This is a genomic window from Erysipelothrix tonsillarum DSM 14972 (genome assembly GCF_000373785.1).
GTDB classification, from domain to species: Bacteria; Bacillota_I; Bacilli_A; order Erysipelotrichales; family Erysipelotrichaceae; genus Erysipelothrix; species Erysipelothrix tonsillarum.
Genome location: NZ_KB892377.1, coordinates 19032 through 32624 on the forward strand (window position 1 = coordinate 19032; position 13593 = coordinate 32624).

The 13593-nt window shown below is 37.1% G+C and carries 13 protein-coding genes; 10 read left to right on the forward strand and 3 right to left on the reverse strand.

Annotated features, from left to right (window positions below):
• Nucleotides 1-90 precede the first annotated feature (90 nt).
• Complete coding sequence (locus B096_RS10100) at nucleotides 91-330, forward strand: CDP-glycerol glycerophosphotransferase family protein (protein WP_244264547.1); 240 nt, start codon at nucleotides 91-93, stop codon at nucleotides 328-330.
• Nucleotides 324-1217, forward strand: a complete 894-nt coding sequence (locus B096_RS09360; protein WP_244264548.1) for a CDP-glycerol glycerophosphotransferase family protein — start codon at nucleotides 324-326, stop codon at nucleotides 1215-1217. The genes B096_RS10100 and B096_RS09360 overlap by 7 nt, the downstream gene beginning before the upstream one ends.
• A 162-nt stretch (nucleotides 1218-1379) precedes the next feature.
• Here the strand turns inward: B096_RS09360 and B096_RS0100110 are convergent, their stop codons facing one another.
• Nucleotides 1380-2426, reverse strand: coding sequence for a M24 family metallopeptidase (locus B096_RS0100110; protein WP_018578743.1), 1047 nt, complete (start codon nucleotides 2424-2426; stop codon nucleotides 1380-1382).
• Between the two features lie 94 nt (nucleotides 2427-2520).
• Here B096_RS0100110 and B096_RS0100115 point away from each other — a divergent pair, with 94 nt between their 5' ends.
• Nucleotides 2521-2877 (forward strand): hypothetical protein, encoded by a 357-nt coding sequence (locus B096_RS0100115; protein WP_018578744.1) that lies wholly within the window; start codon nucleotides 2521-2523, stop codon nucleotides 2875-2877.
• A 26-nt stretch (nucleotides 2878-2903) separates the two neighbouring features.
• Here the strand turns inward: B096_RS0100115 and B096_RS0100120 are convergent, their stop codons facing one another.
• Both B096_RS0100120 and B096_RS0100125 read right to left on the reverse strand, forming a co-directional pair.
• On the reverse strand, nucleotides 2904-3518 hold the full coding sequence (locus tag B096_RS0100120; protein WP_018578745.1) for a histidine phosphatase family protein: 615 nt from the start codon (nucleotides 3516-3518) through the stop codon (nucleotides 2904-2906).
• Between the two features lie 45 nt (nucleotides 3519-3563).
• Complete coding sequence (locus B096_RS0100125; protein WP_018578746.1) at nucleotides 3564-3983, reverse strand: DUF2721 domain-containing protein; 420 nt, start codon at nucleotides 3981-3983, stop codon at nucleotides 3564-3566.
• A 133-nt stretch (nucleotides 3984-4116) separates the two neighbouring features.
• Between B096_RS0100125 and lplA the strand changes: the two genes are divergently transcribed.
• The 7 genes from lplA (at nucleotide 4117) to B096_RS0100160 (ending at nucleotide 13590) form a co-directional block, all read left to right on the forward strand.
• The gene (gene lplA, locus B096_RS0100130) at nucleotides 4117-5103 is read left to right on the forward strand and encodes a lipoate--protein ligase (protein ID WP_018578747.1); all 987 of its coding nucleotides are present in this window, start codon (nucleotides 4117-4119) and stop codon (nucleotides 5101-5103) included.
• A gap of 137 nt (nucleotides 5104-5240) precedes the next feature.
• The gene (gene pdhA / locus B096_RS0100135) at nucleotides 5241-6359 is read left to right on the forward strand and encodes a pyruvate dehydrogenase (acetyl-transferring) E1 component subunit alpha (RefSeq protein ID WP_026254066.1); all 1119 of its coding nucleotides are present in this window, start codon (nucleotides 5241-5243) and stop codon (nucleotides 6357-6359) included.
• Nucleotides 6359-7339, forward strand: coding sequence for an alpha-ketoacid dehydrogenase subunit beta (locus B096_RS0100140; protein WP_018578749.1), 981 nt, complete (start codon nucleotides 6359-6361; stop codon nucleotides 7337-7339). The genes pdhA and B096_RS0100140 overlap by 1 nt, the downstream gene beginning before the upstream one ends.
• A 20-nt stretch (nucleotides 7340-7359) precedes the next feature.
• The gene (locus tag B096_RS0100145; RefSeq protein ID WP_018578750.1) at nucleotides 7360-8937 is read left to right on the forward strand and encodes a dihydrolipoyllysine-residue acetyltransferase; all 1578 of its coding nucleotides are present in this window, start codon (nucleotides 7360-7362) and stop codon (nucleotides 8935-8937) included.
• Nucleotides 8938-8956: 19 nt separating this feature from the next.
• Entirely contained in the window at nucleotides 8957-10363 is a 1407-nt protein-coding gene (lpdA, locus tag B096_RS0100150) for a dihydrolipoyl dehydrogenase (RefSeq protein WP_018578751.1), read from the forward strand.
• A gap of 397 nt (nucleotides 10364-10760) precedes the next feature.
• Nucleotides 10761-12539 carry an ABC transporter substrate-binding protein gene (locus tag B096_RS0100155; protein ID WP_018578753.1) on the forward strand — a complete coding sequence of 593 codons (1779 nt, stop codon included), beginning with the start codon at nucleotides 10761-10763 and terminating at the stop codon, nucleotides 12537-12539.
• A gap of 79 nt (nucleotides 12540-12618) precedes the next feature.
• Complete coding sequence (locus B096_RS0100160; RefSeq protein ID WP_018578754.1) at nucleotides 12619-13590, forward strand: ABC transporter permease; 972 nt, start codon at nucleotides 12619-12621, stop codon at nucleotides 13588-13590.
• The last annotated feature ends 3 nt before the right edge of the window (nucleotides 13591-13593 follow it).

Consider the following 13593-nt stretch of genomic DNA (forward strand, 5'->3'; position numbering starts at 1 on the left):
CACCTTTTCTTTGTTTAAAAGTAAGTATTAATCGGGAACCTTTTATAGTAAAATAGCCAATGTATGATAAGCCTTTCGAGGAGGTTATGAATGAAGAAAAAACTTGATTATATCTTAAAACACAATAAAATACTACTCATCGTATTTACTAAAACAATGTCATTAATCATGCGTTTAATTGGATTATTCGTGCGCACAGAAGAAAATTTAATTTTAATTTCAGCAAATTCACGTGGTTATAATGACAGCCCGCGTGCAATTTATGAATATATGAAATCAGATGGAAATTATAAACAGTATCGCAAGTTATTGAAGGCGCCGATGTGGTGAAAGCTGATACATGGCAATATTTTAAGACTGCTTTAAAAGCACAATATTGGATTACAAGTGTTAATATTGAACGCGGTTTGCATTTTAAGAAAAAAAAGACTGTGTTCCTCAATACATGGCATGGTGTTGCAATCAATGAAATGGGGAATGCCGTCGCAGGAAGAACGGATTTTGATTGGTCTCATACGAATTATATTTGTTATAGTGCAGAGTATGAAAGACCGATTTATTACCGAGACTTTAATGCGAAGCCAGAATCGATGATTCCAACTGGGCTCCCTCGTAACGATGCTTTATATCATGTTGATCCGATAGCCGTCGAAGCAATCAAATCAGATTTAAACATTCCTAGCGATAAAAAAGTAATTCTTTATGCACCAACATGGCGTGATAGTGAAGACTTTGGTAAGAGCTATCAGATTAAACCACCCATCGATTGTGATGTTTGGAAAAAAACGTTGGGTGATGAATATGTTGTAATCCTTAGGACACATCCGTACACAAATGAATTGATGGGTGTTGCTTTCGATGATTTTTTCTTTGATGGTACAGCCTATCCACGTGTGAATGACTTAATGATGATTTCAGATATTCTTATTTCAGATTATTCAAGTATTATCTTTGATTATTGTATTCTGGAGCGTCCTGTTATTTGTATTGGATATGATTATGAAGCATATGCAGCAAAGCGAGAATTTTATATTGAACTAGAGTCAGTCATACCAAGTGGTATTATTCGTGATGAAGCGACCTTATTGAATTACATCAAGACGATGGATTATCAAGAACAAGTTGAAAAAACAAAGATAATGAAAGCTAGCCATGTTACCTATGGTGGTAACGCAACAGAACAAATTGTTAAAGTGGTATTTGGAGAAAAGAACTGATCGATAACGGTCAGTTCTTTTGTTTTTGGGCATAAAAAAAGGCAGCCATTGGCTGCCAAATGCTTTGAGGGGATGTAAAGCATTACAATCTTATGACTGCATATACATCATAACCTTTAAACATAAATATGTAAATTAAATAGCGTGTTTTTCACGAGTGTTTCACTTTTTAATATCTTTTAATTCTTTTTTACATTGGTTCATGACAAAGACACCTTCATTTGTTACATGAACAAGGTCTTCAACTCGAATTCCACCCACATTAGGGATATAAATTCCGGGTTCAATTGAGAAACACATTCCAGGCTCAATGGTACGATTGTTTTTAGATGAGACATCAAGATTTTCGTGACATTCCATTCCTATTCCGTGTCCGGTTCGGTGTACAAAATAAGGTCCGTATCCTGCTTTTTCAATTACGGAACGGGTTGCACGATCAACATCGGATAAAGTTGCACCCGGTTTTACTGCGTTGATACCCGCTTTATTTGCTTCTAAGACGATTTTATAAATCGCTTCCATTTTGGGATTATCGCCCATGAAGAAACAGCGTGTCATATCAGAACAGTAATTTTTATAGATGCCGCCCATATCAATTAATACAACATCATCTTCACGAAGGATCCGATCGGATGGTACCCCATGAGGGTCAGCGATATTTTCTGTGAAGAGTACAATCGGTTCGAAACTAACACCCGTTAGCGGCGGTGTGGTTTGTTTTTGACGAACGATTTCTGCGAGTTCTATTTCAGTCATTCCGACTTGAAGCAGTGCTTCCATTTCAAGCATGATACGATCATTGTGATGTGATGCTTCAGTGAGTATCGCGACTTCTTCGGAATCCTTAATTGTACGAATTTGTTCGAGGTACGTAGACCCATTAACAATGTGATACCCTTTGTCGATAAAAGGTATTAAAAATCGGGAAGCCCAGTTTCCATCAATCGCAAGTTCCTTTTGCAATAAGTGGTTTTCAATAAGCGCTGTCGTATCGTCACCATCTTCATAACAGATTGTTTTGATATCTTGGGATGCTTCAAATAATTTGTTTAAAAAGAGAACTGGTTCCTGTTGCTTACTTACGAGTAAAGCAATCATGCGTTCACCCACATCATAGCGATGTCCAGTGTAGTAAAAAATCATCATTTCATCTGTGATAATCAGTTGATTTTCGTGCATAAGTGCTGTTAGTTTTTCTATTCTTTCCATTTTATCACTCCTTACCGATATTATACGCGCGTTGTTATCTCAAATGCAATGTAGATATAAGTATGGTAGAATAGAAATGAAAGGATGATACACTATGAAACATGGACAAGAATCACAAGTCATTATTGTAAACCGCAATCCTTACGACTCAAGTATTCAAATTGTCATACCGCCGTTTCGTCCGATAAATCTTTTTGAAATTGAAGATAATTTTGAGGAAGTAAAAAAAGAAATTGAAACGAAAATAATTAATGAGGAAGTCGCTGATCGCATCGTACTTTTCGTCTCTGCTTTCAAAGAATCAATGGAGGAAGGCGATGTACTACCAATTGTTGAGTACTTCATTTCAAGTGATATTGAGAGTATGGATCCCGATGAATTAAAAATGATATTTGATGCTGTGAAAGAATTTATTAATCTCGTCAATGATGAAAATCGATTGATGCACTAAAAAAATCTCCTATATGAGGAGATTTTTTATTTTCGCTGATAGTGGCTGATATCGTTTCTAAAACATAAAGTAGCTTGTCCATTCGTGATTTCAATTTTTGTTAAACTTGTAGAATCAAAGGCATCTTGAAGATGAATGTGATCAAAAGAATATCCTAGTAAATAATTCGTAATTATCTTCAGAGTAATACCATGTGAAACAATGGCAATCGTTTTCCCCGAATAGGTTTCAGCCAAGGAATCCAAAACAGGGACAATACGATTGTGGACATCTTTGAATTGTTCTCCTGAGCCAACAGGAATGAATTTTAGGGGGTCGTGATGAAAATGATGCCATGCTTGGGGATATTTTCGGGCAACATTTTCATGAAGTTCACCTTCCCAAACACCCATTTCTATTTCCCGTAAACCAGCTTCTAATTGAGGTTGATGTTGTGGAAAGACAATAGCCGCGGTTTCTTGTGCGCGTGGGCTAGTACTTACAATAACTTCATCAAAATGAATCGTATTTAACCGATCACAAAGTGCTTCTGCCTGTGCGATGCCTTCGGACGTTAGGGGCGAATTCTTAGACCCTTGCATGCGATGTTCCTGGTTCCAAACCGTTTTGCCGTGGCGCATTAAATAATATGTTGTTGTCACGATAAATCCTCTTTTCTTTCAAATTAAAAAGCACACACGTGCCTTTTAATTTTTTTTATTTTTATTTTTAATATCTTGTAATTGAATGGTGAGTGCTTCGATTGAAATGGATAATTCTTTGAGAAGATATACCAACGAGATGACAAGCAATACTAAACTTAGGGCGAAGATAACACGCGAGAGCGTAAACATGACTGCATTGTAATGGGTGAACATTGTTAGTAACATACTGAGCACCGCTCCAATGAAACTCATAGCTCCAAGCACTTGCATCGATTTGATATACTTCATTCGTTTTTGTAGATTTATGATTTGCGCTAGAATTTGTTCATTAGGTGAATCTTGGTGTTTTTCATATAAATCTCGTATTAAACCCGCGAGTACTACAAACCGGTTCGTATAGGCTAACATGAGTAATGAAATCGCAGGGAAAATCATTGCTGGCGTTTGTAATGTGAATTCCATAATTTAATCTCCTTTTTAATTGTCAAAACGATAACGAAGTGAATGTGAAATATAAATTCACTTTAGTTGAATTATATCGTAATGCTCTTTAAAATGAAAGTGGATGTGGGAGATAGAGAGTGAGGTAACGAGTATGAGATACTTAAAAAATCCATCAACAAATCCTTATTTTAATTTGGCACTTGATGAATATGCTATGAAGCACATCGATTGTGATGAGGATTTTTTCTTTCTATGGCAAAATGAGCCAGCTGTCATTATTGGTAAAAACCAAAATACAGTCGAAGAAATTAATCAAAAGTTTATTGATGATCAAGGAATCAAGGTTGCCCGTCGCGTATCTGGCGGTGGTGCTGTATATCATGATTTTGGTAATCTAAACTTTACTTTTGTAATTAATGTGGATGACCCAGGAAAAGTCAATTATAAGAAGTATGTCCAACCAATTATTGATGCCTTAGCAAGTATGGGTATCAATGCTGAGGCTTCAGGACGTAATGATATTTTAATTGATGGACTCAAGATTTCAGGAAATGCACAACGAATGGCCAATGGAAAGCTTATGCATCATGGGACACTGTTGTTTGACGTTAATATTGAAGATATGGTTCAAGCGTTAAACGTTGATCCCGATAAGATTACTTCTAAAGGGGTAAAATCGGTGCGATCACGCGTAACCAATATTAAAGAACATTTACCTGAAGGTACTGATCTTAAAACCTTCTGGGATGAGTTACAATACTTTTTATCAAACAAGGGGCAAGATGAGGAAATTATCCTATCGCCTGAAGAGATTGCTAAGATTGAATACGAGGCAATTAATCGATTTGGCACATGGGATTGGATTTATGGTGCTTCACCAGAATTCAATCTAAAGAACAGTAAACGATTTGCTGGCGGACGTGTTGAGGTCTTGATGGATGTAAGCGAAGGCCACATAGCCAATGTTCGTTTTATTGGAGATTATTTAGGATTGGAAGATGTTGCGGATGTTGAAGCACGACTCCAAGGCGCGCGATTTAAACAAAGTGACGTAGATGCAATCCTATCAGAAATTAATTTAAGAAAGTACTTTGGTAATATCTCAAAAGAGGAATTATTAGAGCTAATGTTTGATTAAATTATCACAATAAATGAATTTTGCTCGAAAGTAGCAATATCGTTGAATGATAACCACTTACGTGTTACATTTAAACTGTAATTAGGCATTACCACTTAATGACCTAAGCAAGATATAGAAGGGAAATGGAAATTTCAATGGCACAAGTTAAGAAAGATAAAGCGTTGGATTTTGCTGCTCAACTTAAAAATGTTGAAAAGCTATACCCAACATTCCAGATTCTTGATGAAACTGGAAAAGTTGTTAACAAAGAAATGTTACCAGACTTAAAAGATGAGGAGCTAGTAGAACTCTTCGAACGTATGTTATGGTCACGAGCATTAAATGACCGTTCAACAACATTAGCACGACAAGGTCGTCTTGGGTTCTTCGCTCCTACAGCAGGACAAGAAGCAAGTCAAATGGCAAGTCACTTTGCATTTAATAGAGGGGATATTTTATTCCCAGGATATCGTGATATTCCTCAATTAGTACAACACGGATTACCACTACATAAGGCATTCTTATGGAGCCGTGGACACGTTGAAGGAAATAACTACCCTGAAGACTTCAATGCAATGCCACCACAAATCATTATTGGTGCGCAAATTATCCAAGCAGCTGGAGCTGGTATCGCACTTAAAAAACGCGGTAAACAACAAGTTGCCTTTACATATACAGGAGACGGTGGATCATCACAAGGTGATACATATGAAGGACTCAACTATGCTGGAGCATTTAAAGCACCTGTTGTATTCTTTATCCAAAATAATGGGTATGCAATCTCCACACCACGTCACGTCCAAACAGCAGCACCTACACTCGCTCAAAAAGCAGCAGCCGCAGGTATCCCTGGTGTTCAAGTAGACGGTATGGATCCACTCGCAGTTTATGTAGCAACAAAAGCAGCTCGTGACTGGGCAATCGAAGGAAATGGTCCTGTATTAATTGAAACATTAACATCACGTTTCGGTCCTCACTCATTATCCGGTGATGATCCAAAACGATACAGAACACAAGCAAGTTTTGATGAATGGGATAAAAAAGATCCATTGATCAGAATGCGTAATTTCTTGACCGAAAAAGGTCTTTGGGATGAAGAAAAAGAAGTTGAATTAATCGCTAAGATTGATGAAGAAATCAAAGAAGCTGTTAAACTTGCTGATTCAGCACCAAAACAAAAAGTTTCTGACTTCTTGAAAAACATGTTTGAAGAACCAACAAACACAATTGCAGAACAAATTGAATATTTTGAAAACAAGGAGGGTAACAAATAATGGCACAACTAACAATGATTCAAGCCATTACAGAAGCGCTTGATATTGCCCTTGAACGCGACGAAAATACATTGATTTTCGGAGAAGATGTTGGGAAAAACGGTGGTGTATTCCGTGCAACTGACGGACTTCAAGAAAAACACGGTGAAGACCGAGTATTTGATACACCATTAGCTGAATCCGGTATTGGTGGATTAGCAATCGGATTAGCATTAGAAAAATATCGTCCAATTCCTGAAATCCAATTCTTTGGTTTCGTATTTGAAGTTATGGACTCAGTAGTTGCTCAAATGGCACGTACACGTTACCGTTTAGGTAATACACGTAACATGCCAATCACAATCCGTTCACCATTTGGTGGCGGTGTTCATACACCTGAGCTTCACTCAGATAACCTTGAAGGTTTAATGGCTCAATCACCAGGAATTAAAGTGGTTATTCCATCAAATCCATATGACGCTAAAGGACTACTTTTAGCTTCTATCGAAGACAACGATCCAGTTGTGTTCTTAGAACATATGAAATTATACCGTTCATTCCGTGAGGAAGTTCCAGAAGGTTACTATACAGTACCTTTAGGAAAAGCGAATGTTGTTAAAGAAGGAACTGATGTAACAATCGTTACTTATGGAGCAATGGTTCGTGAATCAATGAAAGCTGTTGAAACACTTGCAGCAGAAGGAATTTCTGCAGAAGTAATCGACTTACGTACAGTTTCACCAATTGACTTAGATACAATTATTGAATCTGTAACGAAAACAGGACGTTTAGTTGTTGTACAAGAAGCACAACGTCAAGCCGGAGTAGGCGCTCATGTTATGTCAGAAATCGCAGAACGCGCAATTCTAACATTAAAAGCACCTGTAGGTCGTGTTGCAGCACCAGATACAATTTTCCCATTTGGTTTAGCTGAAAACGATTGGTTACCAAACGAAGAAGACATCACTAATAAAGTACGTGAAATTGTTAACTTTGATTAATTTAGGAGGCGAAGTGCATAATGTCATTTATATTTAAAATGCCTGACGTAGGTGAAGGAATTGCTGAAGGAGAAATCGTTAGTTGGTTCGTTAAAGAAGGCGACACAATTAAAGAAGATGAACCTCTATTAGAAGTTCAAAACGATAAACTCGTTCAAGAAATTCCATCCCCAGTATCAGGAACAATCACAAAAATTATGGTCGAACCAGGAACTGTAGCAACAGTCGGTGATGACCTTGTAGAAATCGCAGCTGAGGGAGCCGTGGCTTCAACACCTGCAAAAGAAGAAACAGTAGCAGCACCTGCAACACCTGCAGCAGCTACAGGATCATTCGTATTCAATATGCCTGATGTCGGTGAAGGTATCGCTGAAGGAGAAATTGTACAATGGTTCGTAAAAGTTGGAGACGAGATTCAAGAAGACGCTCCACTATTAGAAGTTCAAAACGATAAACTCGTTCAAGAAATTCCATCCCCAGTATCAGGTAAAATCATGAATATTATGATTGAAGCTGGAACTGTGGCAACAGTGGGTCAACCCCTTGTTGAATTTGCAGCAGAGGGTCATGCTCCTGCAGCATCAACACCGGCAGCACCAGTTGCCACAACAGGTACACAACCTGTAGCTGGTAATGGCGAAACATTCGCACAAAATAAAATTGCTGGACGTGTTCTTGCAATGCCATCTGTTCGTCAATTTGCACGTGAAAACAATATTGATTTATCACTTGTTAATGCAACAGGTAAACACGGTCATATTCGTAAATCAGATGTTGAATCCTTCATCGCTGGAGGCGCAACGGCACCTGTAGTTGAAGCAGCACCAGTTGAAACAGCACAAGCAGCACCAGCAGCTAAACCAGCAGCTAAGCCAGCACCAGTTGTCGTTTCAGGATCAACAACTCGTGAAAAAATGACACCTACACGTAAAGCGATTTCTAAAGCTATGGTTACAAGCAAAGCAACAGCTCCACACGTTACGTTATTCGACGAAGTTGATGTAACTGAACTTGTTAACCACCGTAAGAAATTTAAAGAAATTGCAGCATCACAAGATGTTAAACTAACATTCTTACCTTATATTGTTAAGGCGTTGACTGCAGTTGTACGTAAGTACCCAATCTTAAACTCAAGTGTTGATGATTCAACACAAGAAATTGTTTACAAAAACTTCATTAATATCGGGTTTGCAGCAGATACGCCTCATGGTTTATATGTTCCAAACATTAAAAATGCAGATTCAAAAGGTATCTTTACAATTGCTAAAGAAATCTCAACATTGGCTGCAGCTGCAAATGATAATACATTAGCTGGAGCAGATATGCGTGATGGATCGATTACAATTAGTAATATTGGGTCAGCACGTGGATTATGGTTTACACCAATTATTAACTACCCAGAAGTAGCTATCTTAGGTGTTGGACGTATTGATAAGAAACCAGTTGTACTTTCAGACGGTACAATCGGTGTTGGCAATATGTTAGCATTATCATTAAGCTTCGACCACCGTATCATCGATGGTGCCCTAGCACAAAATGCCATGAACGAACTCAAGAGATTGTTAAACAATCCTGAGCTTCTATTAATGGAATCTTAATTGGAAGGTGGAATATTAAATGGTAGTAGGAGATTTAGCATTAGAATTAGATACAATTGTTATTGGTTCAGGTCCTGGTGGATACGTTGCAGCAATTCGTGCAGCTCAATTAGGACAAAAAGTAGCAATTATTGAAAAAGACAATATCGGTGGCGTTTGCCTTAACGTTGGATGTATTCCTTCAAAAGCGCTCATTAACGCAGGTCATCGTTATCAAGAAGCAATGAACTCACAAACATTTGGTGTAACAGCTGAAAATGTGCAAATTGACTTCACAAAAACACAAGCATGGAAAGATGATCAAGTTGTAAACAAACTTACATCAGGAATTGCAATGTTATTGAAGAAAAACAAAGTTGAAATCATTCGTGGTACAGCATTCTTCAATGACACACATCAGTTACGTGTTGTAAATGATGAGTCCGCTCAATCATATACTTTTAAACACTGTATTATTGCAACAGGTAGCCGTCCAATTGAAATCAAAGGATTTAAATTTGGAAAACGTATTATCGATTCAACAGGTGGACTTAACTTAAAAGAAATTCCTAAGAAACTTGTTGTTATCGGTGGTGGTTACATCGGTAGTGAATTAGCAGGTGTTTATGCTAACTTAGGATCCGAAATCACAATTCTTGAAGGTGCATCTTCAATCTTGCCTCAATTCGATAAAGATATGATTAAACTTGTGGAAAATGAGTTCAAGAAGAAAGATGTTACAATTGTAAACAATGCTATGGCCAAAGAAGCCAAAGAAACCAAAGATGGTGTTGAAGTTACATATGAAGTAAACGGTAAAACTGAAACAATTGAAGCTGATTACGTAATGGTAACTGTTGGACGTCGTCCAAACACAGATGATCTTGGTCTTCAAGTAGCAGGTGTTGAAACAAATGACCGTGGTCTTATCACAGTTGATAAGCAAGGCCGTACAAGTCAAAAACACATCTTTGCAATTGGTGATGTTACACCAGGATTAGCATTAGCACATAAAGCTTCTTATGAAGCTAAAGTTGCTGCTGAAGTAATTTCTGGCCATTCAGCTGAAATTGACTATGTTGCAATCCCAGCTGTATGTTTCACAGACCCTGAGCTCGCAACTGTTGGTTTAACAGAAAAAGAAGCTAAGGATCAAGGATTAACAGTAAAAGTATCAAAATTCCCATTCGGTGCAAACGGACGTGCACTTTCACTTAACGCTGGTGAAGGTTTCGTAAGACTTGTATCAGAAAAAGACACAGGATTATTACTTGGGGGACAAGTAGCTGGTGTTGGAGCAAGTGATATCATTGCTGAAATTGGATTAGCTGTTGAAGCTCGTATGAATGTTGAAGACCTATCATTAACAATTCATGCTCACCCAACACTATCTGAAACAGTTATGGATGCATCTGAAATTTCACTCGGATTGCCAATTCATATTTAGTAAATAAAAAAGGATGCTTAGGCGTCCTTTTTTTATATCCATCAATATAAAAGAATTTATGTTGTATTATTGTACTATCTTGCAATTATTTCTGAAAATTCTTTCATGAATTTGAGTGTTGGTGCATCATTCTATGGATTTTTTGTGATAATAAGGGCGTTTTTTACACAAATAATATACAATCTCTATTTTGAAATCATTGAATTTCCCACATTTAAGTGCAGTTAGAGTATATATTTTAGTTATGAAAATTGTTTCATAACTTTTATGATTTATTTTCATAAAATTGATAATATACTGAAAAACCAATTGACAAATTTTCTGTATCCTATATAATACATTCATACAGTATCACTTATCTGTATCAATGTTTGACAACAAAAGGAGGAGAATTACCATGAAAAAATTAATGATTGCATTAGTTGCAGCGTTAATGGTATTAACTGGTTGTGGATCTAAAGGTTCAGCTAGTACATTAACGGTAGCAGCCCCTGCTTCACAAAATGGTGACTTTGTGGAAGGGTTCGGTTCTAATGCTTACGACCGTTGGGCAACAAACTTAATGCACTTGGGAGCTAGCGTATTCTATATTGATCGCGATACTTCAGATATTAAGCCAAACCCTAACTTCGTTGAAAGCCACGAGGTTACTGCTGATAAAGAAGGTAATAAAACATATACTTTCAAAATCAAGTCAGGTAACAAATATTCAGATGGAACTGAAGTTACAGCTAAAGATTACGTAATGGCAATGTTATTACGTGCTAATCCAGCTTGGATGAAAGTTGCATCAATGGAAAGTACAGGAGACGAACTTGTAGGCTATGAAGCATATAGCACAGGTGAATCAAAAGTATTCGAGGGTGTTAAACTTATCGATGATAATACTTTCTCATTAACAATTGATAAAGCAAACTTGCCTTACTACTTTGAAGCAAGTAAAGCTGATATCTCACCAGAACCAATGCATGTTTGGTTTAAAGATGCAAAATTAAATGCTGAAGGTAATGCATTTGACAATACACCTGAAGAAATTCAAGCAGCTGTTGAATATGTTTCTACAACAGAACGATACAAACCATCCGTAGTAGTTGGACCATATAAGATGGATAGCTATGAAAACGGAACTACAATCTTGGTTAAAAATGATCAATATGTAGGTAACTACGAAGGTGAAAAACCATCAGTAGATAAAGTTGTTATTCGTCAAGTTGATTCAAACGTTACAGTACAAGCTATTGAAAAAGGTGAAGTTGATTTATCACCAGGAAATATCGAAGGTGAATACATCAATAAAGCAAAAGAACTTGAATTACAAACTGTTAACTATCCACGTAATGGATTTGGTAACATTACATTAAAAGCTAATAAAGGTCCTACTCAGTACAAAGAAGTACGTCAATCAATCGGTTATATGTTAAACCGTAACGAATTCGTACAAAAAATTGCTGGTGGTTACGGTTCCGTTGTTAATGGTCCGTTTGGTCTATCACAATGGTTCTACAAAGACAATAAAGATGAAATCGAAAGCAAGTTGACAGACTATACTTACAACATTACTAAAGCAAACGAATTATTGGATCAATCAATCTATAAATTCGAAAAAGATGGTGTAACACCATTTGATGCAAGTAAAGCAAGTAAAGACTATGCTCGTTACGATGCAGATGGAAACAAACTTATTGTTAAACACTTTGGTTCTGAAAAGAACTCAGTAACTGACTTAATTGTTTCACAATTAGTACCTGCAGCTGAAAAAGCTGGTATGGAATACTACATTGAACAAGGTGAGTTTGCTACATTAGGCGCTTACATGCAAGGAATTGAAGAAAATGATTTCAACGCATTTAACCTTGCGACATCATTTACTTCACTATACGATCCATGGCAAAACCATTCAAAATATGTTGGGACAGGTTTAAACTGGAGTGATGTTGCAGATCCAGAACTTGATGCAGCAATTGAAAAAGTACGCCGCATTGAACCAGGAAATCGTGAAGCTTACTCAGCAGCAGTTGTTGAATACTTCGAAATTTGGAATGATCTATTATTCCAAATCCCTCTCTACTCAAATCTATACCACGATATCGCATCAAACCGCGTTAAAGGGTTAGAAAAAGTAACACCTGAGATGGACTGGTCAAAAACAATGGAATATATCTCAATCGAAGATTAATTTGAGTTATAACTGAATGTAAGTACTATAAGAAGTGTCAAGCGGCACTTCTTATAGTCGTGTTAAAAGGAGAAAAACGATGTTTAAGTATATAATAAAACGGATTATGTCGTTGATTCCTGTCGTGATCATCATCTCAATTATGCTATTTTCATTAGTGAAAATGATGCCTGGTGATCCCGTTATAGGAATGATAAATCCAGCGATTAAAGATCCAGTACAATACCAAAGGGCTTATGATGAAGCTGCAGAGCGCATCGGTAATAATAAGCCACTCCCAGAACAATATGTTCGTTGGGTAAAAAATACACTTTCGGGAGATTTAGGAATTTCAACTTCTAAAAACAAACCCGTTAAAGATGTTATTGCAACACCTTTAAAAAATACAGTCTTCCTCAATGTAATATCGACAACAATTGCCTTTGTGATTTCGATTATTGTGGGTATTAAATCAGCCGTTAATAGGGGTGGTAAATTTGATAAGTTCTGGCAGGTCTTTTCACTTGTCGGTATGTCAATGCCAACATTGTTAATCTCAATTCTACTAATTTATTTCTTCGCGATTAAATTAAGTATTTTCCCTACAGGGGGTATGCCGCTTGCGGGTACTACAGGGATTGCTTACGTAGCAGATTGGTTTAGATACGCAGCATTACCGATTATCACGTTAACCATTGGTTCATTTGCATCTACAATTCGATATGTCCGAAATGCAATGATCGAAGTTTTAAACAGCGATTATATTCGAACTGCACGTGCTAAAGGACTTTCCGGTAAAGTTATCATCTATTCACATGCCTTTAGAAATGCGTTAATTCCTGTTGTAACTGTTTTAGCTGGTTCAATTGCAGGAATCTTTGGTGGTGCAGCCATCACTGAGCAAATCTTCTCATGGAATGGGATTGGTAACGTCTTGATTCAAGGTGTTGGTAGCCGTGACTTCATGCTTGTACTAGCAATGAACATGTTCTACGCAGTCTTATCACTTGTTTCAAATATTATTATGGATATTGGATACGCGATGGTTGACCCTCGTGTTAAATTAGATTAGGAG